Genomic DNA, 23,041 nt, shown 5'->3' with positions numbered 1-23,041 from the left:
ACCCGGTGAGCGGCGGCGGACCACTGCGGTGGACCACTACCGTGGGCCGCATGTCCGCGATGCCCGCCTCCTCCCCACCGTCCGGCGTCGCGGTCCCGGCCACGCTGCTCAACCGCTTCCTGGCCCGGCTGGTCGACCACGTCCTGGTGGGCTTCGTGCAGGCCTTCGTCTTCGCGATCATGAGCGTGGTCGTCCTGACCGGCGCCGACGGGTGGCGGGGCCGGTGGCTGACGTTCTACCTGGTCGTCTCGCTGCTGTCCGTCGCGATCTCGCTGACCTACTTCGGGCTGCTCGAGTCCCGCCGCGGCCAGACCCTCGGCAAGATGCTGTTCAAGCTGCGCACGTTCGGGCCCGACGGCGAGAGCAACCCGACGCTCGAGGAGGCGCTGCGGCGCAGCTCCTACGTCGGCCTCGCCCTGATCAGCATCGTCCCGCTGCTCGGCCCCGTGGTGGCGATCCTCGCCGAGATCGCGGCCGTCATCGTCATCGCGATCACGCTGAGCAACGACGTACCGGACCATCAGGGGGTGCACGACCGGCTCGCCGGCGGGACGCTGGTCCGGCAGCTCGACTGAGCCCGAGGGCGGCGTGGCCTAGCCTCTGCATCCATGGGGCTCTTCACACCGGTCGCGATCCGGCTCGGCTCGTTCTCCTGGATGCCGCGGCTGCTGCCGCAGATCACCTGGCTCGACAAGCAGCTGCAGCGGTGGACCCGCGGACGGGTCGGATTCGTCGACCTGGCCGGGCTGCCGAGCCTGATGCTCACGGTCGCGGGGCGCAAGAGCGGGATCCCCCGCTCCACTCCCCTGCTGTGCGTGCCGTGGCAGGGCGGCTGGCTGATCGCGGCCTCGTCCTTCGGGGCGCCGAAGCCGCCGGTGTGGGCCGCGAACCTGCGGGCCGCCGAGACCGTGCAGGTGCGGTTCAAGCGGCGCGAGCACACCTGCACCTGGCGCGAGCTCGTCGGCGAGGAGAAGCAGCGGGCGTGGGCCCACATGGTCACCATCTGGCCGAACTACGACAAGTACGTCGAGTGGACCGACCGCGTCATCCCGGTCTTCCTGCTGACGCCCACCTCCTGAGCGCGGTACCTCCGGGTCGCAGGTCGGTACCTGCGACCGAGTGGCGGGGTCCGTCCCCGACCTAGCGTCGCGGGCATGGTCCGTTCCGCCGCCCTCCTGCTGCTCCTCTGCTACTGCGTCGTCGTCGCCAACCTGACCCTGATGGACCCTTCCTCGGGCGCGTGGGCCTTCGACAGCGCCGCGCACCTCGCCGGCACCTACTCCGGCGGGCGGATGGCGTGGAGCGAGACCGAGGTGCTCGCGAACGTGGCCCTCTTCGTCCCGGTCGGCTTCCTGCTGGTGCTGCTGCTGGGGCGCGTGTGGCCCGCGGTGGTGCTGGGCGTCCTCGCGTCGGCGGCCATCGAGGTGGTGCAGGCGGCGTACCTCCCGCTGCGGGTCGGCACGGTGACCGACGTGCTGCACAACGGGTACGGCGCCGCGATCGGGGCGTTGCTGGCATCGCCGTACGCACTGCTGCGGTGGCGACGCCAGCAGTAGCGCGCTCAGTTGCGCACGATCACCCCGCACAGGCTCGGCATGGTGATCTCGTTGTCGTCGGCGTCGGGGCCGTCGCCCTGGACGTCGGGGTTGTTGGCCAGGCCGTCACCGTTGAGGTCGACGCCGTGCACCACGATGGCGTATTGGTTCAGCGGCCCGAGCGAGGCGATCGCGTCGCCGCTGTCGAGCAGCTTGAACGTCCGCATGTAGCTGATCGCGGAGCCGCGGTCGTTGGTCCCGTTGGACAGCGTCCGCAGGACCGGCCCGTAGTCCGGGAGACCCTCGAGGATGTCGATGAGGCCGTTGTGGTCGACGTCGCGGGCGAGCGACGGGCACTCGGACATGGCCTTCCTGATGCCGTGGATGTGCGCGACGTGGATGCCGTCGTCGAGCCCGGAGGCGGAGAGGTCGACCTTGAGCTCCGTGCCCTGCTGGATCAGGCGCACGGTTCCGGCGCCTCCGTGGTTGACCGGCTTGAGGTTGGCCGTGTACGTCGCCACCGAGCTCTGACCGGTGGTCGCCAGGGCGATGGCCGGCACGGCGGCCAGGATCGGGGCCGCGACGATGATCGCGGCGGTCTTCTTTCTCATCGTGAAGTTCCTTCCGTGGACGAGAGAGGGGCCCTGTCTTCACGAGCCCACCCACGGATGGGTTCACCGTCTCCGCGTGTCGATCTCCCTGCCGGACGCTCGGGATGCCGCCTGGAGCCCGTCAGGCGACCCGGGTGGTAGCGGCCGAGGTCACCGCCTTCACGGCATAGCCGGCCGCTGATGCCGTGACACGGACGGAGATCCGCTTGCCCCGGAGCCGCGAGCCCAGCGGCAGGGTGCGGCCGGTCCGGCCCGCGATCGGAGCGCCATTCGCGAGCCACTGGTAGCGGAGCCGCGGTACGCCGTCCCCGGCCAGCCACGTGCCGGTCGCGACGGTGAGGGTGCGGCCGACCTTCGCGACGCCGACGATCTTGGGCTTGCCCGGCGAGATGTTGCCGACCGCGACAGGAGCGGTCGCCGCCGACGTCAGCGCGAGGTCGGCGTACCCGATCTCCCGACCCGTCACCGCGACGGTGATCGGCTTGCCGACCTGCGTGGACTTGAGCTGCAGCGTCGTCGAGCTCGCGCCCGGGATCACGACGCCGCCGGCGAACCACTGGTAGGCCAGCTGGACGGTGCCGGGGCCCCAGGCTCCGGCCGTGACCATGAGCTTGGCGCCCACGCGAGGCGTGCCGCTGATGATCGGCGTCGTCCCGGCGAGAGCGCCCGGAGCCACCGCGGCCGTCGCGGCCGAGGTCTTCGTCGCCGTCGCGTAGCCCGGCAGCGAACCGGTCACGCTCACCGTGATCGCCTTGCCCAGCAGAGCCGGCGTCAACGCCAGCGACGTACCGGTCTCACCGTTCAGCGCGACGCCGTCGGCCCTCCACTGGAAGGCCGTCGCCACGCCGTCCGGACCCCACGACCCCGCCGACGCTGTCAACGACCGGCCGACCTGCGCCGTGCCGCTGATCGTCGGCGTGTCCGTCGTCAACGCGGCCGGGGTGATCGTGATGGTCGCCGACAGCGTCGCCGGCGAGCCGACGCCGTTGTCCACCGCGACGGTGACCGGGTAGGAACCCGTGACCGTCGGGGTGCCGCTGATCGCACCGGTCGCCGGGTCGAGGACCAGCCCGTCCGGCAGCGAGCCCGCGCTCAGGCGGTAGGAGAACACCGCGGGGAAGCCGCCGGTCGGCGTCAGCGCCGCGGAGGAGTACGCCGATCCGAAGGTGCCCTGCGTCGTGATGGTGCCGCTCAACCCCGTCGGCGCGGAGCTCACCGGGATGGTGCCGGCGAAGAGCGCGTGGCCCCAGCCGACCGACGCGATGTTGGACGTCTTGTCGGCGTTCCACGCGTTGCCGCTGCCGTAGATGCCGTCGTCGGACCAGACGACCTCGCGCTTGCCGTCGACCGCGGTCGAGGCCGGCGCGATCGCGAAGCCCTCGAAGTTGTCGTTCGGGAGGCCCGCCGGTCGGCGGTAGCTGGCCACGCGGGTGAAGTCCCCGCTGGCGTCGATCTTGAGCAGGCTCTCGGCCACGCCACAGTCGTTGTCGCAGTGCGCCCAGATGCCCTGGTCGTCGGCGTTGAACTGCACGTCCGCGATCGCGCTGACGCCGTCGACACCGGTGTCGACATCGGCCACCCGCTGGAACGAGCCGTCGGAGTTGAGGGCGTAGGCGAACACGTGGCCGGTCTTCTCGAAGGCGAGGAAGAACAGGCCGCTGCCGTGCAGCGGGTAGTCGGCAGGGTCGTAGCGCTTGCCCAGGTGCTGGTCGCGGAAGCCCTGCGACGTGAGGAACGAGTCCGGGACGTACGTGACACCCTCGAAGCCGAGGTTCGCGTCCTCACCCGTCGCGGCGATGACCGACGGGACGAACTCCGAGGTGAGGTCCCACTGGCGCAGCGGTGCCAGCGTGGTGCCGGTCGCGTCTTGGTCGTACTCGAGCACCTCGTCCTTGGAGACGGCGCTGTTCGTGTTGTCGCGCTCCGAGGTGGCGAAGAGGTGGCCGTCGCCGCCGATCGTCAGGCCCTCGGAGTCGACCTCGCTCGCACTCGGGTCGGTGCCGGTGAAGGTGATGCCCTTGCCGTTCCCCCAGTCGTTGTCGGTCGCCGGCACGTAGCGCCCGGTGGCCGGGTCCTTGACGAGCTTCCAGAGATGGTTCTTGTTCTGCGCGGCCCACAGGACGCTGCCGTCGGCGCTGTAGACCAGGCCGCTGATGTCGTTGCCGGTCGGGTCCTGCGCGGTGATGAACTGGCAGGCGTTGTCGATCGGAGCGGCGACGTCACTCGTGGGCCAGTCCACGATGCCGGGGACGGCGACCGAGTTGCTTCCGGCCGGCGCGCTCGGCATGCAGGTGCTCGGGAGACCGGTCGGCGGCTGCTGGTTGTACTTCTGGACGGCCGCATCCGGGTCGCTCGAGGTGTCGCAGGACGGTCCGTTCGAGGAGCCGAACGACGCCGTCTTCACGCTGTACCAGGGCGTGCCGTTCGCGTCAGACCCGACGCCGACCGCGCCCGATCCGTCCGGGCACCGCGCGAGCGTGTGGTACGTCTCCGTGGTCGGGTTCGGGCCGGCAGCCGTCGGGTCGAAGGCCGCGTCGTAGCCGGCCTGGCTGCCGTCGTACGAGACGGAGTCGACCTGCGTGCCGTCGGGCAGGTAGATCGACACGGCGTCGCCGCCGCTGCTCAGACCCTGGCCGGACTGGAAGACGCCGTAGCCGTGAGCCGGGATCGAGGTGATCCTCGCGCCGGTCACATCGAAGACCCGCCCCGAGAAGTCCGTCGCGCTCGCGATGCCGTGGCTGTCGGACTGCCTCCAGCCGGTGATGTCGACCGCCTGGTCGCCGTTGTTGGCGATCTCGACCAGGTCGCGGGCGAGGTTGGGCGTGGTGCTCAGCGCGGCGTACAGCGCCGGCGGGAGGTGCCCGGTCAGCTCGGCGTTGTCCTCGTTGTCCGAGGTGATCTCGTTGATCACGATGTTCTGCCAGTGCGGATCGATGCCCGCGGCGACGGTGATGGTGAAGGACGCCGTGCCGGCCGTGTTCACGCCGTCGCTCGCGGTCACGGTGACGTCGATCGTGCCGGCCGTCGTCGGCGTACCGGTGATGGCGCCGGTCGAGGCGTTGATGCTCAGGCCGGTGCCGGCCAGCGCCGGAGCCGTCCAGGAGTAGCTGCCCGTGCCGCCGCTGGCGCTCAGGCCGGTGAACGAGAAGGCCGTGTTGGCCGTGGCCGACTGGTTCGCCGCTCCCGCGACCGTGATGGTCGTGGCGGGCGGGTTCGTGACGCTGCCCGGCGTCGAGGTGCCCTGGGTGGAGGCACCCGGGGAGCCGACCGCGCCCGCGGCGCTCGTCCAGGAGCCCTCGGCGTCGCCGACGGTCGACGGCTTGGTCCAGGCGCCCGCGGTGGCCGTGTCGGTGTCGGCCAGGTGGCCGGCGTTGACGTACGCCGACAGGCCCTTGGCCGCGAGGTAGCTCGCCGCATAGGTGAGGGAGTCGACGGTGCTGGTGCCGTTGGAGATGGTGATGACGTCCGGACCCTTGTCCATGGTCGAGGTGCCGTCGTTCAGCACCTTCACGGCGGGCTTGAGGTTCCACTCGGTGCGGAAGTCGGCCGGGGTCAGGTCGGTCAGGATCACCGACTCACCGGGCGCGACGGTCCCGAGAGAGGTGAGGCTGGTCGCGGTCTGCGCGATGCCCGCCTTTGTGGTCTGGTAGGTCCAGCCGGTCAGGTCCTGGGCGGCCTCACCGACGTTGGTCAGCTCGAGGTACTCACCGTCACCGGTGTCGCCGGCATACGCGTGCGTGCCACTGGCGAGGCCGCCGTAGGCCAGCTCGGTGATCTGGATGTCGCCGGCCTTCTTGACGCCGGCCGGCGTGCTCGTGCCGAGGGTCGAGGCGGCAGGCGAGCCGACCGCCGTGTGCGCCGACGCCCAGGAGCCCTCCGCATCGCCGGCCGTGGAGACAGTCCAGCCGTTCGACGTACCACTCGTGACGCCGGTGCCGAAGGCGAACGTGGCACCCGATGCCGTCTGCTGGTCCGCGACGTTCGCGAGGGTGAGGTACGCCGACCTGCCCTTGCCCGGACCGGTGAGGTCGTAGGTGACCTTGTCGACCTGGGTCGAGCCGTTCGAGAGCGCGACGTAGCCGGCCTTCTTCAGGGTGGCCGCGCCGTCGTTGACGACCTTGACCGTCCTGCGCAGGCCCCACTCCGTGCGGAACTCCGCCGTCGGGAGGTCGGTGACGACGACGGACTCACCCGGGGCGACGACCGTGCTCGTCCCCGTGGCGTCGCCGAGGGTCGCGAGCGACTGGGAGCCCGTCGGCGTGGTCGTCACGCCTGTCGCGAACGTCCAGCCGCTGAGGTCCTGCGGCGCGTCCCCGATGTTGGTGAGCTCGACGTACTCGCCGTCGGGACCGGTGCCGTCGAGGCCGCCGTACGCGATCTCGGTGATGACCACGTTCGCCGTCGCGGCATGGGCGGCCGGAGCGGCAGAGAACGTCAGGCCGGAGATCGCGATCGCAAGGGCTGAGGCAAGAGCTGCACCGGAACGGTGACGGCGAGAGAGCACGTTGGATCCTCTGGAGGCAGGGGCCCGAGACGAGGCCCGCAAAGACTCCCAGCGATCCGTGACGAGACCGCTACCTCCTCTGAACCGGTTGCCCAACGCAACGGAACGGGCAGATGAAGCACTCGCCCCGGGGAGCCGGGGGTGATCTGTGGCGCGATCTCGCAGTACGACGCCGGGGACGCCACCGTGGGGCCCACCTCTCGTTGCGGCCGAGCGCACGCGGGCAATGCAAAGGACCCCTGACCCGCGTCTCGGCAGGTCAGGGGCCCTTCAGTGAACCGTGGCAGGTGAAGGATTCGAACCTTCGAAGCTTTCGCGACGGATTTACAGTCCGCTCCCATTGGCCGCTCGGGCAACCTGCCTCGGGATGCTGCCGGGACCGCCGTTTGGTGGCCAGGCAACGAGGCGAAAGAATAGCGCAGCCCCGACCGCCCCCGAAAATGGAGGACCCATGGCCGACTCGTCGTTCGACATCGTCAGCAAGATCGACCGCCAGGAGGTCGACAACGCCCTCGGACAGACCGCGCGGGAGATCTCGACCCGCTTCGACTTCAAGGGCACCGGCGCGACGATCGAGTGGAAGGGCGACGAGGCCATCGAGATCACCGCATCGGCCGACGACCGCGCGAGCGCGGTGCTCAGCGTCTTCCAGGACAAGCTGATCAAGCGCAACCAGTCGCTGAAGATCCTCGACGCCTCCGAGCCGCGCCAGTCCGGCCAGCAGTCCAAGATCGCGATCGCGCTCAAGGAGGGCATCACCTCCGAGGACGCCAAGAAGATCTCCAAGCTCATCCGCGACGAGGGCCCCAAGGGCGTCAAGGCGCAGATCCAGGGCGACGAGCTGCGGATCTCCTCCAAGAAGCGCGACGACCTGCAGGCCGTCCAGGCGCTGGTGAAGGCGCAGGACTACGACTTCGCGGTGCAGTTCACGAACTACCGCTGACCGGGCGGGACCGCGCAGCCAGATCCGACCCCTCGATCGCGGCCGCGGACTTAGCATGGGTCATGCGTCGCGCTTCGCTCCTGGGTCTGCTCGCTCTGGCCGTGTCGCTCCTCGTCCCCACGGCGCCGGCGGGCGCCGCGACGGTCGTGAGCAACAGCGGCGTACCTTCGCCGCTCTTCGTCAGCAACGCCGCGCTCCCCTTCTGCAGCGGGCCCGGGGGCGGCGGTAGCGCGACGCACGTGAACGGCCCCGGCACGCCTCCGCTCGGAGCCGGGAGCCTGCAGCTGCAGTCGGGCCAGGCCCCGGACGCCGTCGCGCTGGCGCAGAGCTTCAGCTCCACCCCCGCGTCGGCGCTCACAGCGTTCAAGGTGGCCCACCTCGAGCCGGCGGGGACGGCCGCTCAGACGGTCAGCATGGAGATCGACGTGCTGCCGAGCGGAGCCCTGACCACCGACCAGCTGTTCCTCCAGCCGGGACCGACCAACGGGTCCTGGGCCACGGTGGACCTGCTCTCGGCCTCCACCCAGCTCGACGTCAAGGGCAACACGACGACGTACGCCCAGTACCTCCAGGACCACCCGGGCGCCTCGCTCATCTCGATCGAGGTCTACGACAAGACCTGCACGACGAACCAGATCGTGTACGTCGACGACCTCGTCATCGGGCTCTCCGGCGTGACCACTACCTACGACTTCGAGGCGCCGCGGGCCACGTTGGCCCCGACGACCTCGGCGGACACGATCACGGCGGGCGGGCACGCCACGACCCGTGTCGTCGCGACCGACTCGTCCTCAGCCCCGGTCGCCGGTGCGCAGGTCAGGCTGTACGCCCGCACCTATCCGGCGACGACCTTCCGGCTGCTCACCACGACGACCACCTCGGCGAGCGGAGTGGCCGCGGTCGTGGTGCGCCCGCGGGTCCGGACGACGTACCGATGGGTCATGCCCCCGGTCGCCTATGCGCCCGTCACGAGCGCGATGCGCACGATCCAGGTGAGGACCGCGCTGACGGCCCGCGCGTCCGACACGACGCTGACGCGCTCGCAGGCCCTGGTCGTGTCCGGTACGACGCTCGACCGCCGGCCCGGCGCGACGGTCCGCCTGTTCCGCACCGCCCCGGGCGGTCCGACGGTCGTCGCCAGCGCCACGGTCGCGCATGACGGGTCCTACCGCATCCGGCACGCTCTGCCGAGGGGTACGCAGCACGTCTTCGTCCACATCGGCGCCGGTGCTGGAGAGCTGGCGAACAACTCACGCACGATCACCGTCACCGTCGGCTGACCGCGGTCCGAACGCAGGGGTCAGGCGGCGTGCGGGTGGTCGTGGGCGGCGTCCACCTCGCCGCCGCCCGGGTGCGCGACCAGCTCGGTACGCCGGGGCGGGGGCGTCGCGTTCGCGGCGCGGACGAGCACGATCACGAAGGTCACGAAGACCGCCAGGATCGCGAGCGCCATGCAGCTGAACATCAACACCCAGGTCATCGGGCTCCAGCTCGCGGCGACGTACATGAGGCTTCTCCTGCTCTCTTCGGGGACACCTCGATCCTCGGCCGGTCGCGAGGCGGGCGACAGAGCCGAAGGTCCTGCGCGGCGGGCCGAAGGTCAGCACGCCGGACGGGCGACGGGTGTCGGTGGCGGGTGCTTTGCTGAGGGCTCCAACCGCACCCGAGAGGACCCCCGATGGCGAGCAGGCTCAACCCGTACATCAGCTTCCGCGACGACGCGAGGCCCGCGATGGACTTCTACCACCGGATCTTCGGTGGCGAGCTGAACGTCTCCACGTTCGGCGACATGGGCATGACCGGCGACGGCGCCGACCTGGTCATGCACGCCATGCTGGAGACCCCCGCGGGCTTCACGCTGATGGCGGCCGACACCCCGCCGCACATGGAGTTCTCCGCCGGCAGCCAGATCTCCGCGTCGGTGAGCGGCGACGACGAGGCCGAGCTGCGCGGCTACTGGGACGGCCTCAGCGAGGGCGGCACGGTCACCGTCCCGCTGGAGAAGCAGGTCTGGGGTGACGTGTTCGGGATGGTGACCGACAGGTTCGGCATCGCCTGGATGGTCAACATCGCGGGCGACCAGCAGGGCTGACCCTCCGCGGGCGGCGGGTCGCCGGGTCAGACGACGCCGGCGACGCCCAGCCCGGTGTAGACCGCGAGGCCGAGCATCACCACCGCGGCGATGCGGCAGATCCACTTCATCGGCAGCACCCGCAGCAGGGTGGCGCCGCCGAGCATGGCCAGCAGCGCGACCGCCCACAGCCCGAGGGTGGCACCGATCGCGACCGACCACGGGTCGTCGTACTTCGCCGCGAGGTTCGCGGTCATGATCTGGGTGAGGTCGCCCCACTCGGCCACGAAGATCGTGGCGAAGCCCAGCGAGGCGATCTTGCCGAAGCCGGCTGTGGCCGGTACGTCGGCGATCTCCGCCTCGTCCGCGGCGATCTCGGCGTCGCGGTCGCCGTCCTCCTCGTCGTCGCCCTCGCGCCAGATCAGGATCGCGCCGACCAGGAACAGGACGGTCACGACGATCTCCACCGCGTCGTGCGGGAGCAGCTGGAGCAACGACCCGGCGGCCACGGCGATGATCACGTGCACCAGGAACGCGGCCGCGACCCCGGTGAAGACCCACCGCCACGGGAAGCGGGTGCTGAGCACGAGGCTCGCGATCGCCGACTTGTCCGGAAGCTCGCCCACGAAGATCAGACCGAAGACAACTGCGATGACACCGATATCCACCATGGTGCTGCCATGATGCCGTACGTGGCCGAACGTGTGTCCTTCGCGAGCTCCACCGGACCCCTCCTGGCAGGCCTCATCGACGTGCCCACCGGGCCGGTCCGGGGATGGGGTCTGTACGCCCACGGCTTCACGCTGGGCAAGGACTGCCCGGCCGCGGCCCGGATCTGCAAGCAGCTGGCCGCCGACGGCATCGCGATGCTGCGCTTCGACAACCTCGGGCTCGGCGACTCCGAGGGCGACTGGGGTGACGGCTCCTTCACCGTCAAGGTCGCCGACACCCGGCGCGCGCTCGCGTTCCTCGCCGAGCGCGGGACGCCCGCGGACCTGATCGTCGGCCACTCCTGGGGCGGGGCCGCGGCGATCGTGACCGCCAGCCAGGAGCCCACCGTGCGGGCCGTCGTCACCGTCGGCGCCCCGAGCGACCCCCGCACCGTCGAGCACCAGTACGACGCCGTGGTCGACCGCGCCGTCAGCGACGGCCACGCCCGGTGGCTGGTCGGCGGCAAGGCGCTCACCCTCAAGCGGACCTTCGTCGAGGACGTCCGGCACGCCCACCTGCTCGACGCGGTGCCGAAGCTGCACCGTCCGCTGCTGGTGATGCACTCCCCCACCGACGACACCGTCGACATCAGCAACGCCGCCGACATCTTCACCGCCGCACGCCACCCGCGCAGCTTCGTGTCCCTCGAGGGCAGCGACCACCTGCTCACCGCGCACGGCCAGGCGGCCCGCGCCGCCCGGATCATCGGCGCCTGGGCCGAGCCCTACCTGACCGGGGCCGGCGCATGAACCCCTCGGCCCGCGTCGAGATCGACGCGCCGCTCGCCGTCGTGTGGGACGTCATGACCGAGACCGAGCGCTACGCCGAGTGGAACCCGTTCGTCATCCGTGCGGAGACGGCGCAGCCGCCGGCGGTCGGCAACCCGATCCGGCTGCGGGTGCGCTGGGCGAACGGCCGCGAGACGAGCTCCCCGGAGCGGATCACCGCGCTCGAGCCACCGGCCCTCGCGGCCGACGGGTCGGCGTACGCGCTGATGTCGTACGTCTACGAGGGGCTGCCGAGCAGGCTCGGGCTGGTGCGCGGCGTACGCCACCAGCGGTTGAGCCAGGCACCCCAGGGCCCGACCTTCTACGAGACCGTCGAGGAGTTCAGCGGGCCGCTGGTCCGACTGGCCGGCCCGGCACGGGTCGCCGACGGCTTCCGCCGGCACGCCGAGGCGCTCAAGGTCAGGGCCGAGAGCCGCGCGTCCCGGGAGGGCTGAGCTCGTCGGAGTGCCAGGCGGCCCACAGCGCGAAGCCGAACACCGCGGCGCCGCAGCAGATGTCGGCGACGACGTGGGTCTGGCGCCACCAGACCATGTGGATCGCGCCGGGGATGGCGTAGTGGGCGATGCCGATCAGCCCGGACAGCGAGTACGCCGTCAGCGCGACCGCGGACAGCGTGATCCGGCGGCGGAACCACAGCACCAGGCCGAGGGCGCCGAACGCGGTGAAGACGAACCAGCTGCCGCCGACCACCTCGACCGACGGCACCGGCAGCCGGCTGCCGGGTGACGGCGTCGGGTAGTCGGAGTAGTTCACGTAGTTGTCGACGTAGTGGACGACCGACACCACGAAGGCGAGCGCGAGCAGCACGCACAGCACCCGAGTGGCGCGCAGATAGCTCACGGACCCACCGTAGTTCCCTGCCGGTCGGGCGCCTGCCCGCCCCGCTGCGGACCATCTGATAACGCTTGTTCTCACTTTCTGGACGACCGGGTGCGTACGCCGCCGCCGCGGTCTAGCGTCGGCCCATGCTCCCCTCTGCCCCGGTCACCCGGCGCGGCGTCCTGGCCGGCTCCGCCGCGCTCACCGGCGCCGCCGCCCTCGCCACCACCGTTGCCACCCCGGCGCTCGCCTCCGGCTCGGGCCGCCGGGTCGCCGTCCTCGGCGGCGGGATGGCCGGACTGACGGCCGCCCACGAGCTCGTCGAACGAGGCTTCGAGGTCACCGTCTACGAGCCCACCGCGTGGGGCGGCAAGGCCCGCAGCATCCCGGACCCGGGCACGGCCACCGGCACCCGCCGCGACCTGCCGGGCGAGCACGGCTTCCGCTTCTTCCCGGGCTTCTACCACCACGTGCCGGACACGATGCAGCGCATCCCGTTCGGCAGCGGCACCGTCTTCGACCACCTCGTCCCGGCGATGGGCGCGAAGTTCCTGCGCGCCGGCCACCCCGACGGGTTCGTGTTCGGCATCGGGCCCGACCCGACCCAGCTGCTCAGCGTCGACTACCTGCGCGCCTACCTGACCGACAACCTCGCCGGCTCCGGCGTGCCGCCGCAGGAGCTCGGCTACTTCGTCGAGCGGATGCTGGTCTTCCTCACCAGCTGCGACGAGCGCCGCCTCGGCGAGTGGGAGAAGGTCAGCTGGTGGAACTTCATCAAGGCCGGTGAGCACTCCACCGAGTACCAGCGCGTGCTCGCCGCGGGCCTCACCCGCAACCTGGTCGCGGCCAAGGAGAAGATCGCCAGCGCCCGCACGATCGGCAACATGGGCGAGGCCTTCGTCTACGCGCTGATGGGCCGCGGCAGCAACGGCGCCGTCGACCGGGTGCTCGACCTGCCGACCAACGAGGCCTGGATCAACCCGTGGATGAAGCACCTCCGGGCGCTCGGGGTGACCTTCGTGGCCGGCCAGAAGCTGGTGCGGTACGACGTGAGCGGCGGCCGGATCTCCGGCGCCGTGCTGACCGACCGCGCGGGACGTCGTACGACGGTCCACGCCGACTGGTACCTCAGCGCGATGCCGGTCGAGCGCGTCGTACCGACCCTCACGGCGCCCGTCCTCGCCCTCGAGCCGCGGCTGGGCCGACTCAAGACGCTCTTCACCGACTGGATGGTCGGCATCCAGTACTTCCTCTACGACTCCCCGCAGATCACCAAGGGCCACATCAGCTTCATGGACGCGCCCTGGGCGCTGACCGCGCTGACGCAGGGACAGTTCTGGACCGCGCGCAACCTGCCGCGCGACTACGGCGACGGCAAGGTCAAGGACATCCTGTCGGTCGACATCTCCGACTGGGAGACCCCGGGCCTGCTGTACAAGAAGCCGGCCAAGGAGTGCACCCGCGCCGAGATCGCACGCGAGGTCCTCCACCAGATCCGGATGCACACGACCGCCGGCGACCAGCTGCCCGCCGGCATCGTGCACTCGTGGTTCATGGACCCGGCGGTCAGGTGGCACCCGGCCCGCGGCCGCAACAGCAACGACACGCCGCTGCTGGTCAACACCGTCGACTCGTGGAAGGACCGCCCGACGGCCCGCACCGCGATCCCCAACCTGTTCCTCAGCGGCGACTTCGTGCAGACCAACATCGACCTGGCGACCATGGAGGGCGCCAACGAGTCGGCCCGCGAGGCGGTCAACCAGATCCTCGCCGCGTCCGGCTCGAGCGCCGCCCCGGCGGCGAAGTACGAGCTCTACAAGCCGCCGGAGTTCGAGGCGCTCAAGGCCGTCGACAAGGTGCTGTACGGGGCCGGCCAGAAGAACGCGCTCGACCTCGGCTGAAGCCGGTCTACTTCTGGAGGCTCTGCAGCAGGGCGACGATCTCCGGGATCCGGTCGATCAGCGCCAGCTTCTCCTCGAGCTGGGCGAGCAGGTCCTTGACCTCGGACAGGGTCGCATCGACGTCGGTCATCCGCTGGTCGACGCTCGACAGCGTTCCCTCGACGGTGGTGAGCGTCCCCTCCACCGTCGTCAGCGTGCCGCCGACGGTGCCGAGCGTGTCGTTCGCGCTCGCCAGCGTCCTGTCCGCCCGCTTCAGCAGGTCGGCCACCGGGTTGAGTCCCATCGCATCCCCCTCGTAGGTCTGGAGGGGAAGCGTCGCACAACGGGCCGCCCTCCCGAGGGAGGACGGCCCGGTGCAGCAGGCGGTACGACGTCAGACGGCAGCAGCCATCGCCGGGATCGTGACCGCGCCGACAGCGGGCGTCAGCCACACCCGGGTGCCGAGCTCCAGATCCAGCGCGTGCGCATGCGTCCGGGTGAGTACGACGGCCACCGGCTCACCGCCGCCGTCGGGCTCCACCTCGAGGCGGACCTCGAAGCCGACGCGGAGCAGCCGCGTGACGACGCCGGACTGGGCGCCGGCCGCGCCGGGCTGGACCGCCACGTCGATGTCGTGCGGGCGCAGCCGGAGCTGGCCGAGCCGGGTGACGTCGCCGAGGAAGCCCATGACGAAGTCGTTCGCGGGCTCGTCGTACAGCTGGTCGGGGCTGCCGACCTGCTCGATGCGGCCCTGGTTGACCACGACGATCTCGTCGGCGACCTCCATGGCCTCCTCCTGGTCGTGCGTCACGAACACCGTGGTCACGTGGACCTCGTCGTGCAGCCGGCGCAGCCAGTCGCGCAGCTCCTTGCGGACCTTCGCGTCCAGGGCGCCGAACGGCTCGTCGAGCAGCAGCACGCTGGGCTCGACGGCGAGCGCCCGGGCCAGCGCCATGCGCTGGCGCTGGCCGCCGGAGAGCTGCGAGGGCAGCCGGTGCGCGAACTGGGAGAGGTGGACGAGCTCGAGCAGCTCGTCGACGCGTCGTACGACGTCGGCCTTCGGGCGCTTGCGGATCTCCATGCCGAAGGCCACGTTCTTGGCGACCGTCATGTGCTTGAAGACCGCGTAGTGCTGGAAGACGAAGCCGACGTTGCGCTTCTGCGGCGGCAGCTTGGTCGCGTCGACACCCTCGATCTCGACCGAGCCGCTGGTGGCGGTGTCGAGGCCCGCGATGATCCGCAGCAGCGTCGACTTGCCGCCGCCGGACGGCCCGAGCAGGGCGGTCAGCTGGCCGGTGGGCAGCGACAGGCTGACGTCGTCGAGCGCCACGAACGGCTCACGGCCGGACTGGGCGGGGTAGACCTTGGTCAGGTTCTTGACCTCGATGCTCATGTCAGTGTCCTTCCTTGGGACGGAGCAGGGAGACGACGACGATGCAGACGACGCTGATGAACGCGAGCACGAAGGAGATCGCGTACGCCGAGTCCTGCTCGAACGCGTGGTACTGGGACTCGACCAGCAGGGTCGCGGTCTGGGTCTGGTTGATGACGTTGCCGGACACGACCTTGACCGCGCCGAACTCGCCGAGGCAGCGGGCCAGGCTCAGGACGACGCCGTACACGACGGCCCACTTGATGCTGGGCAGGGTGATCCGCCAGAACGTCTGGCGGAAGTTGGCGCCCAGGCTGCGGGCGGCCTGCTCCTGGTCGTCACCGATCTCGGTGAGCACCGGGACGACCTCGCGCACGACGAGCGGCAGGGCCACGAACGCGGTGGCCATGATCATGCCGGGGCCGCTGAAGATGATGTGCAGCCCCCAGCTCTCCAGGGTCGGCCCGAACCAGCCGTTGCGCGGGCCGTAGACCAGCAGCAGCGAGAGGCCCACGACGACCGGGGAGACCGCCATCGGCAGGTCGATGAGCGCCGACAGCACCCGCTTGCCCGGGAACTCGTAGCGCACCAGCAGCAGCGAGATGGTCACGCCGAAGACCAGGTTGATGACCACGGCCTGGATCGCGATCTGGCAGCTGAGCACGAGGGCGTGCTGGACGTCGGGACGGCTGAACAGGTCGACCACCGGGCCGACGCCGCCGGCGAACGCCTGCCGGACGAGTGCGGTCGTGGGCCACGCGACGAGCAGGCCGACGTACCCGAGGACCAGGAGGCGCAGGGCCCACTTCAGGGGCCCGCCGAGCTCAACCATGACGGGCCGCCCTTCGGGAGATGAGGTCGAGCAGGACGATGACGACGAGCGAGACGAGCAGCATCAGGCTGGCGACGGAGGCCGCCGCTGCGGTGCTGCCGTTCTCGATGTAGGTGAGCACGCGGACCGAGGCGACCTCGCTGTCGAACGGCTTGTTGCTGCTGAGCAGCACCAGCGAGCCGTACTCGGCGATGGCGCGAGCGAACGCGAGCGCCGCTCCCGCGGTGATCGCGGGCAGCAGGCTGGGCAGCACGATGCGCCGAAGGATCGTCCACCGGCCGGCGCCGAGCGAGGCCGCGGCCTCCTCGACGTCGGTGTCGATCTCGCCGAGGACCGGCTGCACGGTGCGGACCACGAACGGGAGGGTCACGAACGCCAGCGCGAGCGGGACCGCCATCCGGGTGTAGGCCCAGTGCACGCCGATCGGGCTGGTCGGGCCGTAGAGGCCCAGCAGCACCAGGCCGGCAACGATCGTCGGCAGCGCGAAGGGGATGTCGATCACGATGTCCAGCAGGCGCTTGCCGAAGAACCGGTCACGGACCAGCACCCAGGCGATCAGAGTGCCCATCACCACGTTGAGGACGGTCACCACTGCGGCCTGCTCCACGGTCAGCCGCACGGCCGCGAACGTCTCGGCGTTGGTGATCGTGCGCCAGTAGCTGTCCCAGCCACCGCCGGCGGCCGTGGCCACGATCGCGGCGAGCGGGATCAGGACCAGCAGGCTGAACCAGGTGACCGAGATGCCGAGGGCCAGCGACGACGCCGGCGTGAGCGTGGTCCTGCTCGCCCGGCGCACACGCGCCGGGCGAGCAGGGGTGATCGCGATCGTCATCAGCCGTCCTGGGCGTCCGAGCCCGAGTCGGCGATCAGCTGGCTGATGATGCCGACCGGGTTGCCGTCCGAGCCGTCGTTGAAGAACTTCGAGTTGGCCGAGTCCCAGCCACCGAGGTTCTTCGCGACGGTGTAGAGGGTCTTCGGGTCCGGGAACGGGTTGCTCGGGTCGTTGGCACCCTGGACCTCGGGCACGGTCACGCCGGAGATGCCGGGCACGGGGCGGAAGCCGTACTGGGCGTAGATCTCCTGGCCCGGGGCGCTCAGCATGAAGTTGAGGAAGTCCTTCGCGGGCTGCGACGCCGAGGTGGTGACCGCGGCCGGGTTCTGGATCAGCAGGGTGTCGCTCGGCACGACGTAGTCGACGTCCTCGCCGGCCTGCCGGGCCTGGATGGCCTCGTCCTCGTAGGCGAGCAGGACGTCCTGGTCACCCTCGACGAACGCCGAGGTGGCCTCGCGGCCGCTCGCGGGGAGGACCGGGGTGTTCTTCAGCAGCTTGCCGACGAACTCCTTGGCCTGGGCCTCGCTGCCGCCCGCGCCGGTGATGTGCTCCCAGGCGGCGAGCAGGTTCCACTTCGCCGCGCCGGAGGAGCCCGGGTTGGGGGTGACGACCGAGACGCCGGGCTTGATCAGGTCGTCCCAGGAGGTGATGTGCTTCGGGTTGCCCTTGCGCACCACGAACACGACGACCGAGTCCGTCGCGATGCCCTTGGTGGGCCCCTGGTTCCAGTCCTTCGACACCAGGTTGGCGTCGACCAGGCGGGTCATGTCGGGCTCGAGGGAGAAGTGCACGACGTCGGCCTTGGCACCACCGGCGACGCTGCGGGACTGGTCGCCGGAGGGGCCGTACGACGGCGCGAAGTCCACGCCCTTGCCCGGGGCGGTGCCCTGGAAGGCCTTGAACTCGGCGTCGTTGGCCTGCTGGAGGACCGAGAAGCCGACGACCGAGACGGTGCTGGCCGAGTCGCCGCTCGCGGTGGAGGTGCACGCCGTGGCGACCAGTCCGGTCACGGCGAGCAGGGCCACGCCGGCAGCGGTCTTGGCGGAACGGGTCTTCTTCATGGTTCTCGTTGCTTTCTCTTCGGTCGAGGGGCGGCCGAGCCGTGGTGGTCGGTTCGGCCGATCGGGTGAACGGCCCCGCCTATCAATCTCAGGTAGATTACTAGTCTTAAGTAGAACACTTCGTCAACTCGAGACATGACCGCGTGTCGGATCGCGAGCAGCTGCTCCGCGGCGTACGGCGGAGCCGGGGCCCGGCACGTGAGGGAGGTCACCCGCGCCGGGACTCTCACCCACCGGAAGCGGCGGGGGCTCGTCGCGCGGGCGTCTATCGTGGTAGATGCGTGGAGGACGGGCGCGGCACTCGGGCGTGCGGCATCGACCGCGCCACGAATCTGGACATGTGTCCAGCGCCGCATCCGGCGGACCTTCCGGAAAAAGTGAAACAAGTTCTAGTATTGGTTCCCTGCCCGCGCGCCCCCGCGCGCCCCAGGGAGTCCCAGCGGAGAAAGCGAACGACGTGAGTCAGACCAAGCAGGTCAAGCAGTTGGATCGGGTGATCATCCGGTTCGCCGGCGACTCCGGTGACGGCATGCAGCTGACCGGTGACCGGTTCACCCAGGAGTCGGCCGCGTTCGGCAACGACCTGGTGACCCTGCCCAACTTCCCCGCCGAGATCCGCGCCCCCCAAGGCACCATCCCCGGCGTCTCGTCGTTCCAGATCCACTTCGCCGACCACGACATCCTCACCGCGGGCGACCGCCCCGACGTTCTGGTGGCGATGAACCCGGCCGCGCTGAAGGCCAACGTCGGCGACCTGCCGCGCGGGGCCACGATCATCGTGGACACCGCCGACTTCACCAAGCGCAACCTGGACAAGGCCGGCTACGACTCCAACCCGCTGGACAAGCTCGGCGAGGTCGACGACCCGCTGGCCGGGTTCCAGGTCCAGCCCGTCGACCTGACCGGCATCACGGTCGAGGCCGTCAAGGAGTTCGGGCTGTCCCGCAAGGACGCCTCCCGGGCGAAGAACATGTTCGCGCTCGGGCTGCTGTCGTGGATGTACGGCCGCCCCACCGAGGGCACCCTGGCCTTCCTGGAGAAGAAGTTCGCCAAGGCCCCCGAGATCGCCGCCGCGAACGTCGCCGCCTTCAAGGCCGGCTGGAACTACGGCGAGACCACCGAGACCTTCGTGGTCCAGTACGAGATCAAGCCGGCCGCGCTCCCCGCGGGCCGCTACCGCAACATCACCGGCAACCTGGCGCTGTCCTACGGCCTGGTCGCCGCCGGCGTACGGTCCGGCCTCCCGGTGTTCCTCGGGTCCTACCCGATCACCCCGGCCTCCGACATCCTCCACGAGCTCTCCAAGCACAAGTCCTTCGGTGTGACCACGCTGCAGGCCGAGGACGAGATCGCCGGCATCGGTGCCGCGATCGGCGCCTCCTTCGGCGGCGCGCTGGGCATCACCACCACCTCGGGCCCCGGCATCGCGCTGAAGTCCGAGGCCATCGGCCTCGCGGTGATGACCGAGCTGCCGCTGGTCGTGATCAACGTCCAGCGCGGCGGCCCGTCCACCGGCCTGCCGACCAAGACCGAGCAGGCCGACCTGCTGCAGGCCATGTACGGCCGCAACGGCGAGGCGCCCGTCCCGATCGTCGCGCCCCAGTCGCCCGGCGACTGCTACGCCGCCGCGGTCGAGGCCGCCCGGATCGCGGTCACCTACCGCACGCCGGTCTTCCTGCTCTCCGACGGCTACCTGGCCAACGGCTCCGAGCCGTGGAAGATCCCGGCTCTCGAGGACCTCCCCGAGATCCACCCGGACTTCGCGACCGGCCCGAACCACCAGGCTGCCGACGGCACCGAGGTGTTCTGGCCCTACAAGCGCGACCCCGAGACCCTCGCCCGCCCGTGGGCCGTCCCCGGCACCGCCGGGCTCGAGCACCGCATCGGCGGCCTGGAGAAGGGCGACGGGCACGGCAACATCTCCTACGACCCGGTCAACCACGACCTGATGGTCCGCACCCGCCAGGCCAAGGTCGACGCGATCGCGAAGTCGCTGCCGCCGCTGGTGGTCGACGACCCCTCCGAGCAGGCCAAGGTGCTGGTGATCGGCTGGGGATCGACGTACGGACCGATCGGGGCGGCCTGCCGCCGCGTGCGCCGGGCCGGGTACGACGTCGCGCAGGTCCACCTGCGCCACCTCAACCCGTTCCCGAACGACCTGGGCGAGATCCTCCGGGGCTACGACAAGATCCTGGTCCCCGAGATGAACCTCGGCCAGCTCTCGAAGATGCTGCGCGCGGAGTACCTCGTCGACGCCAAGGGCTACAACCACGTCTACGGGCTGCCGCTCAAGGCCGCCGAGCTCGCCGAGGCCATCGGCATGCTCGTCGGTGAGGCCGAGGGCCGCGAGGTCAACCTCGGGGAGCACGGCCTGAACCTGCCCGCCGACCATGAGACCGACCCTGAGATCGACACTGTGGAGGCACAGCGATGACCGCCATCGACCTGGGCACCCCCGCCCTGCGCTCCGGCACCGAGCTCGTCCCCACCATCGGTGAGGGCGAGACCCAGACCGGCAAGGACTTCTCCTCCGACCAGGAGGTCCGCTGGTGCCCCGGCTGCGGCGACTACGCCGTGCTGAAGGCCGTCCAGTCCTTCCTGCCCGAGCTCGGCCTGCGCCGCGAGAACATGGTCTTCGTCTCCGGGATCGGCTGCTCGTCGCGGTTCCCCTATTACCTCGACACCTTCGGCATGCACTCGATCCACGGGCGGGCCCCGTCGATCGCGACCGGCCTGGCCACCGCACGCGAGGACCTCTCGGTGTGGGTCGTGACCGGTGACGGCGACGCGCTGTCCATCGGCGGCAACCACCTGATCCATGCGCTGCGCCGCAACGTGAACATGACGATCCTGCTGTTCAACAACCGGATCTACGGACTCACGAAGGGTCAGTACTCCCCCACCTCCGAGGTCGGCAAGGTCACCAAGTCGACCCCGATGGGATCGCTGGACCACCCGTTCAACCCGGTCTCGCTCGCGCTCGGTGCCGAGGCGTCCTTCGTGGCCCGCACCATCGACTCCGACCGCAAGCACCTCACCTCGGTGCTCGCCGCGGCGGCCGCCCACCGCGGCACCTCGTTCGTGGAGATCTACCAGAACTGCCCGATCTTCAACGACGGCGCGTTCGACGCGATCAAGGACCGCGACAACACCCACGCGCTGATCCCGCTGGTCCACGGCGAGCCGATCACCTTCGGCGCCAAGGACGCGACCACCGGCCTGGGCGACAAGGCGCTGGCGCGGGCCGCTTCCGGCGGGGTCGAGGTCGTCGACACCGCGGCGATGCCCGTCGAGGACCTGCTGGTCCACGACGCGCACAACCCCGACCCGTCGACGGCGTTCGCGATCTCGCGACTCACCGACGCCGGCTACCTCAACCGCAGCCCGATCGGCATCTTCCGGCAGGTCGAGCGTCCGGCGTACGACGACCTCGCCCGGGGTCAGGTCAGCGAGGCCGAGGCGGCCGTCGAGGGCAGCCGCGAGGAGCGGCTCACCGCGCTCATCAACGGCGGCGACACCTGGAGCGTCTGACTCCCCGAGCATGACGAAGGGGCCCCGCCGATCCGGCGGGGCCCCTTCGTGCTCGTTGGGTCAGGTGCGGACGATGCAGCCGACCGTGCGGATGGTCTTGCGGTGCGTGGGCGTCGCCGGGACGAGCACGCGGTAGCAGTAGCCGATCCGCGAGTAGAAGTCGAAGCGGAAGAAGCCCGAGTGCCTCGCCGCCCGCGTGGTCGCCTTCCAGTGCCAGTTGCCCGAGCCCTTGCGCGCCTTCTGCAGGATGACCTTGTGGCCCATGGCCGTGATCACGTTGCCCTTGATGTAGAAGTGGTGGCCGCTCACCTTGCCACCGCTGAGGCTGGTGAAGACGTGGGCCGGCAGGACCTTGGCCGCGGTGTGCGCCTCGGCGCCGGGACCGGTGCCGAGTGAGAGCAGCAGCGCCGCGACCGTGAGCACGGCAGCGGCGATCTTTCCGAGATGACGCATGATTACCCCTCGAGATCGGATGTGTCGTCCTCGTGTCCTCGCCGCTGGACGTCCGCGGTAAACCTCGCAGGACCATCGGGGACCGAAAATCTGATTCGTTGCCGGACCCAAGCAACGTCTAACCTCGGGGTGTGGAGCTCCGTCGTGGTGTGGTGTTCGGTACGACGGCGTACGTGCTCTGGGGCGCCTTCCCTCTGTACTTCCCGCTGCTGGCGCCGAGCGGTCCGTTCGAGATCCTCGCCCACCGGATGGTGTGGACCTGCCTGGTCATGGCCGTCGTGGTCGTGGCGGCGCGCAAGCAGGCCGCGTTGCGCGCGATCCTCGCCGATCGGCGGGCGGCGGCGCTGCTGGTGGTCGCCGCCGCCGCTGTCACCAGCAACTGGGGCACCTACATCTACGGGGTCAACAACGACCGCGTCGTGGAGACCTCGCTGGGCTACTTCATCAACCCGCTCGTGACCGTGCTGCTCGGTGTGCTGGTGCTGCACGAGCGGCTGCGCCGGCTGCAGTGGCTCGCCCTGGGGATCGGGTTCGTGGCGGTCGCGATCCTGACCGCGGGCTATGGGCACCCGCCGTACCTCTCGCTGATCCTGGCCTTCTCCTTCGGCACCTACGGGCTGGCCAAGAAGCAGGCGGGCGTCGGTGCCGTCGAGAGCCTGGCCTTCGAGACCGCGGTGATCGCGCCGTTCGCGCTGGCGTTCCTGGTCGTGCTCGGCCGGACCGGACACGGGCACCTCACCGGGCACGGGGCCGGGCACGTGCTGCTGCTGATGTCGTCGGGCCTGGTGACCGCGGTGCCGCTGCTGTTCTTCGGCGCGGCCGCGACGCGGGTTCCGCTGACCATGCTCGGGGTGCTGCAGTACCTCGCCCCGATCCTGCAGTTCGGCCTCGGCGTCACGGTCCTCGGCGAGCACATGCCGCCCGAGCGGTGGGCCGGCTTCGCGCTGGTCTGGCTCGCGCTGGCCGTGTTCACCGCCGACGCCCTGCGCTCCCGGCGCACCCAGCTGCTCGAGCTCGAGCTGGAGGCGACCGCCGCCTGACCCGCGAGTTCTGGCTTCTGGTCGACCGAAACCCGGGTTTCGGTCGACCAGAAGCCAG

Annotated in this window: 23 protein-coding genes and 1 tRNA gene; 12 read left to right on the top strand and 12 right to left on the bottom strand. The window is 70.5% G+C overall.

Annotation, left to right across the window (positions count from 1 at the left end; translation table 11 throughout):
* Positions 1-50: 50 nt before the first annotated feature.
* The 3 genes from ACYU8V_RS13645 (at position 51) to ACYU8V_RS13635 (ending at position 1,556) form a co-directional block, all read left to right on the top strand.
* Positions 51-575: an RDD family protein gene (locus ACYU8V_RS13645; RefSeq protein ID WP_460848088.1), complete on the top strand. Its 525-nt coding sequence runs from the start codon at positions 51-53 to the stop codon at positions 573-575.
* Positions 576-608: 33 nt separating this feature from the next.
* Positions 609-1,079, top strand: a complete 471-nt coding sequence (locus ACYU8V_RS13640) for a nitroreductase family deazaflavin-dependent oxidoreductase (protein WP_460848086.1) — start codon at positions 609-611, stop codon at positions 1,077-1,079.
* Between the two features lie 75 nt (positions 1,080-1,154).
* On the top strand, positions 1,155-1,556 hold the full coding sequence (locus ACYU8V_RS13635; protein WP_460848083.1) for a VanZ family protein: 402 nt from the start codon (positions 1,155-1,157) through the stop codon (positions 1,554-1,556).
* 5 nt (positions 1,557-1,561) lie between these two features.
* Here the strand turns inward: ACYU8V_RS13635 and ACYU8V_RS13630 are convergent, their stop codons facing one another.
* The 3 genes from ACYU8V_RS13630 to ACYU8V_RS13620 form a co-directional block, all read right to left on the bottom strand.
* Complete coding sequence (locus ACYU8V_RS13630) at positions 1,562-2,146, bottom strand: hypothetical protein (protein WP_460848082.1); 585 nt, start codon at positions 2,144-2,146, stop codon at positions 1,562-1,564.
* A 121-nt stretch (positions 2,147-2,267) separates the two neighbouring features.
* Positions 2,268-6,650 (bottom strand): lamin tail domain-containing protein, encoded by a 4,383-nt coding sequence (locus ACYU8V_RS13625; protein WP_460848080.1) that lies wholly within the window; start codon positions 6,648-6,650, stop codon positions 2,268-2,270.
* A 281-nt stretch (positions 6,651-6,931) separates the two neighbouring features.
* Positions 6,932-7,012, bottom strand: a tRNA-Tyr gene (locus tag ACYU8V_RS13620).
* An 89-nt stretch (positions 7,013-7,101) separates the two neighbouring features.
* Between ACYU8V_RS13620 and ACYU8V_RS13615 the strand changes: the two genes are divergently transcribed.
* Together ACYU8V_RS13615 and ACYU8V_RS13610 are read left to right on the top strand one after the other, a co-directional pair.
* The gene (locus ACYU8V_RS13615; RefSeq protein WP_460848078.1) at positions 7,102-7,593 is read left to right on the top strand and encodes a YajQ family cyclic di-GMP-binding protein; all 492 of its coding nucleotides are present in this window, start codon (positions 7,102-7,104) and stop codon (positions 7,591-7,593) included.
* Positions 7,594-7,655: 62 nt separating this feature from the next.
* Positions 7,656-8,873, top strand: a complete 1,218-nt coding sequence (locus ACYU8V_RS13610) for a hypothetical protein (RefSeq protein ID WP_460848076.1) — start codon at positions 7,656-7,658, stop codon at positions 8,871-8,873.
* Positions 8,874-8,893: 20 nt separating this feature from the next.
* Here ACYU8V_RS13610 and ACYU8V_RS13605 read toward each other — a convergent pair whose 3' ends face one another.
* Positions 8,894-9,100 carry a hypothetical protein gene (locus ACYU8V_RS13605; protein WP_460848074.1) on the bottom strand — a complete coding sequence of 69 codons (207 nt, stop codon included), beginning with the start codon at positions 9,098-9,100 and terminating at the stop codon, positions 8,894-8,896.
* 171 nt (positions 9,101-9,271) lie between these two features.
* Here ACYU8V_RS13605 and ACYU8V_RS13600 point away from each other — a divergent pair, with 171 nt between their 5' ends.
* On the top strand, positions 9,272-9,685 hold the full coding sequence (locus tag ACYU8V_RS13600) for a VOC family protein (protein ID WP_460848072.1): 414 nt from the start codon (positions 9,272-9,274) through the stop codon (positions 9,683-9,685).
* Positions 9,686-9,711: 26 nt separating this feature from the next.
* Here the strand turns inward: ACYU8V_RS13600 and ACYU8V_RS13595 are convergent, their stop codons facing one another.
* Positions 9,712-10,335, bottom strand: coding sequence for a TMEM165/GDT1 family protein (locus ACYU8V_RS13595; RefSeq protein ID WP_460848071.1), 624 nt, complete (start codon positions 10,333-10,335; stop codon positions 9,712-9,714).
* A 21-nt stretch (positions 10,336-10,356) separates the two neighbouring features.
* Between ACYU8V_RS13595 and ACYU8V_RS13590 the strand changes: the two genes are divergently transcribed.
* Together ACYU8V_RS13590 and ACYU8V_RS13585 are read left to right on the top strand one after the other, a co-directional pair.
* Positions 10,357-11,124: an alpha/beta hydrolase family protein gene (locus ACYU8V_RS13590; protein ID WP_460848070.1), complete on the top strand. Its 768-nt coding sequence runs from the start codon at positions 10,357-10,359 to the stop codon at positions 11,122-11,124.
* Positions 11,121-11,597 (top strand): SRPBCC domain-containing protein, encoded by a 477-nt coding sequence (locus ACYU8V_RS13585; protein WP_460848068.1) that lies wholly within the window; start codon positions 11,121-11,123, stop codon positions 11,595-11,597. Before ACYU8V_RS13590 ends, ACYU8V_RS13585 begins: the two co-directional genes overlap by 4 nt.
* Here the strand turns inward: ACYU8V_RS13585 and ACYU8V_RS13580 are convergent.
* Positions 11,563-12,003: a hypothetical protein gene (locus tag ACYU8V_RS13580; RefSeq protein ID WP_460848066.1), complete on the bottom strand. Its 441-nt coding sequence runs from the start codon at positions 12,001-12,003 to the stop codon at positions 11,563-11,565. The two genes, ACYU8V_RS13585 and ACYU8V_RS13580, sit on opposite strands and share 35 nt — an antisense overlap.
* Before the next feature lie 125 nt (positions 12,004-12,128).
* Here ACYU8V_RS13580 and ACYU8V_RS13575 point away from each other — a divergent pair, with 125 nt between their 5' ends.
* Complete coding sequence (locus ACYU8V_RS13575) at positions 12,129-13,883, top strand: hydroxysqualene dehydroxylase (RefSeq protein ID WP_460848065.1); 1,755 nt, start codon at positions 12,129-12,131, stop codon at positions 13,881-13,883.
* A gap of 7 nt (positions 13,884-13,890) precedes the next feature.
* Here the strand turns inward: ACYU8V_RS13575 and ACYU8V_RS13570 are convergent, their stop codons facing one another.
* The 5 genes from ACYU8V_RS13570 to ACYU8V_RS13550 form a co-directional block, all read right to left on the bottom strand.
* Positions 13,891-14,166, bottom strand: a complete 276-nt coding sequence (locus ACYU8V_RS13570) for a hypothetical protein (protein WP_460848064.1) — start codon at positions 14,164-14,166, stop codon at positions 13,891-13,893.
* 90 nt (positions 14,167-14,256) lie between these two features.
* Positions 14,257-15,255, bottom strand: coding sequence for a sulfate/molybdate ABC transporter ATP-binding protein (locus ACYU8V_RS13565; RefSeq protein ID WP_460848063.1), 999 nt, complete (start codon positions 15,253-15,255; stop codon positions 14,257-14,259).
* 1 nt (position 15,256) lies between these two features.
* Positions 15,257-16,066, bottom strand: coding sequence for a sulfate ABC transporter permease subunit (locus tag ACYU8V_RS13560; RefSeq protein WP_460848062.1), 810 nt, complete (start codon positions 16,064-16,066; stop codon positions 15,257-15,259).
* On the bottom strand, positions 16,059-16,898 hold the full coding sequence (gene cysT, locus ACYU8V_RS13555; protein ID WP_460848061.1) for a sulfate ABC transporter permease subunit CysT: 840 nt from the start codon (positions 16,896-16,898) through the stop codon (positions 16,059-16,061). Before cysT ends, ACYU8V_RS13560 begins: the two co-directional genes overlap by 8 nt.
* Complete coding sequence (locus ACYU8V_RS13550; RefSeq protein ID WP_460848059.1) at positions 16,898-17,959, bottom strand: sulfate ABC transporter substrate-binding protein; 1,062 nt, start codon at positions 17,957-17,959, stop codon at positions 16,898-16,900. Before ACYU8V_RS13550 ends, cysT begins: the two co-directional genes overlap by 1 nt.
* Positions 17,960-18,362: 403 nt before the next feature.
* On the opposite strand from ACYU8V_RS13550, the gene ACYU8V_RS13545 reads away from it, so the two are divergent.
* Positions 18,363-20,393 carry a 2-oxoacid:acceptor oxidoreductase subunit alpha gene (locus ACYU8V_RS13545; RefSeq protein WP_460848454.1) on the top strand — a complete coding sequence of 677 codons (2,031 nt, stop codon included), beginning with the start codon at positions 18,363-18,365 and terminating at the stop codon, positions 20,391-20,393.
* On the top strand, positions 20,390-21,490 hold the full coding sequence (locus ACYU8V_RS13540) for a 2-oxoacid:ferredoxin oxidoreductase subunit beta (protein ID WP_460848058.1): 1,101 nt from the start codon (positions 20,390-20,392) through the stop codon (positions 21,488-21,490). Before ACYU8V_RS13545 ends, ACYU8V_RS13540 begins: the two co-directional genes overlap by 4 nt.
* A gap of 60 nt (positions 21,491-21,550) precedes the next feature.
* On the opposite strand, the gene ACYU8V_RS13535 is transcribed toward ACYU8V_RS13540, so the two are convergent.
* Positions 21,551-21,943 (bottom strand): hypothetical protein, encoded by a 393-nt coding sequence (locus tag ACYU8V_RS13535; protein ID WP_460848057.1) that lies wholly within the window; start codon positions 21,941-21,943, stop codon positions 21,551-21,553.
* A 131-nt stretch (positions 21,944-22,074) separates the two neighbouring features.
* On the opposite strand from ACYU8V_RS13535, the gene rarD reads away from it, so the two are divergent.
* Positions 22,075-22,983 carry an EamA family transporter RarD gene (gene rarD, locus ACYU8V_RS13530; protein ID WP_460848056.1) on the top strand — a complete coding sequence of 303 codons (909 nt, stop codon included), beginning with the start codon at positions 22,075-22,077 and terminating at the stop codon, positions 22,981-22,983.
* Positions 22,984-23,041 lie beyond the last annotated feature (58 nt).

The sequence above is a fragment of the Nocardioides ultimimeridianus genome (genome assembly GCF_054777895.1).
This window is presented reverse-complemented; position numbering and strand designations above follow the sequence as displayed.

Bases quoted from the DNA above. Each gene is read 5' to 3' on its own strand.
- ACYU8V_RS13645 (WP_460848088.1), top strand. From the start codon at position 51: ATGTCCGCGATGCCCGCCTCCTCCCCACCGTCCGGCGTCGCGGTCCCG.
- ACYU8V_RS13640 (WP_460848086.1), top strand. From the start codon at position 609: ATGGGGCTCTTCACACCGGTCGCGATCCGGCTCGGCTCGTTCTCCTGG.
- ACYU8V_RS13635 (WP_460848083.1), top strand. From the start codon at position 1,155: ATGGTCCGTTCCGCCGCCCTCCTGCTGCTCCTCTGCTACTGCGTCGTC.
- ACYU8V_RS13630 (WP_460848082.1), bottom strand. From the start codon at position 2,146: ATGAGAAAGAAGACCGCCGCGATCATCGTCGCGGCCCCGATCCTGGCC.
- ACYU8V_RS13615 (WP_460848078.1), top strand. From the start codon at position 7,102: ATGGCCGACTCGTCGTTCGACATCGTCAGCAAGATCGACCGCCAGGAG.
- ACYU8V_RS13610 (WP_460848076.1), top strand. From the start codon at position 7,656: ATGCGTCGCGCTTCGCTCCTGGGTCTGCTCGCTCTGGCCGTGTCGCTC.
- ACYU8V_RS13605 (WP_460848074.1), bottom strand. From the start codon at position 9,100: ATGTACGTCGCCGCGAGCTGGAGCCCGATGACCTGGGTGTTGATGTTC.
- ACYU8V_RS13600 (WP_460848072.1), top strand. From the start codon at position 9,272: ATGGCGAGCAGGCTCAACCCGTACATCAGCTTCCGCGACGACGCGAGG.
- ACYU8V_RS13595 (WP_460848071.1), bottom strand. From the start codon at position 10,335: ATGGTGGATATCGGTGTCATCGCAGTTGTCTTCGGTCTGATCTTCGTG.
- ACYU8V_RS13585 (WP_460848068.1), top strand. From the start codon at position 11,121: ATGAACCCCTCGGCCCGCGTCGAGATCGACGCGCCGCTCGCCGTCGTG.
- ACYU8V_RS13575 (WP_460848065.1), top strand. From the start codon at position 12,129: ATGCTCCCCTCTGCCCCGGTCACCCGGCGCGGCGTCCTGGCCGGCTCC.
- ACYU8V_RS13570 (WP_460848064.1), bottom strand. From the start codon at position 14,166: ATGGGACTCAACCCGGTGGCCGACCTGCTGAAGCGGGCGGACAGGACG.
- ACYU8V_RS13565 (WP_460848063.1), bottom strand. From the start codon at position 15,255: ATGAGCATCGAGGTCAAGAACCTGACCAAGGTCTACCCCGCCCAGTCC.
- ACYU8V_RS13560 (WP_460848062.1), bottom strand. From the start codon at position 16,066: ATGGTTGAGCTCGGCGGGCCCCTGAAGTGGGCCCTGCGCCTCCTGGTC.
- cysT (WP_460848061.1), bottom strand. From the start codon at position 16,898: ATGACGATCGCGATCACCCCTGCTCGCCCGGCGCGTGTGCGCCGGGCG.
- ACYU8V_RS13550 (WP_460848059.1), bottom strand. From the start codon at position 17,959: ATGAAGAAGACCCGTTCCGCCAAGACCGCTGCCGGCGTGGCCCTGCTC.
- ACYU8V_RS13540 (WP_460848058.1), top strand. From the start codon at position 20,390: ATGACCGCCATCGACCTGGGCACCCCCGCCCTGCGCTCCGGCACCGAG.
- ACYU8V_RS13535 (WP_460848057.1), bottom strand. From the start codon at position 21,943: ATGCGTCATCTCGGAAAGATCGCCGCTGCCGTGCTCACGGTCGCGGCG.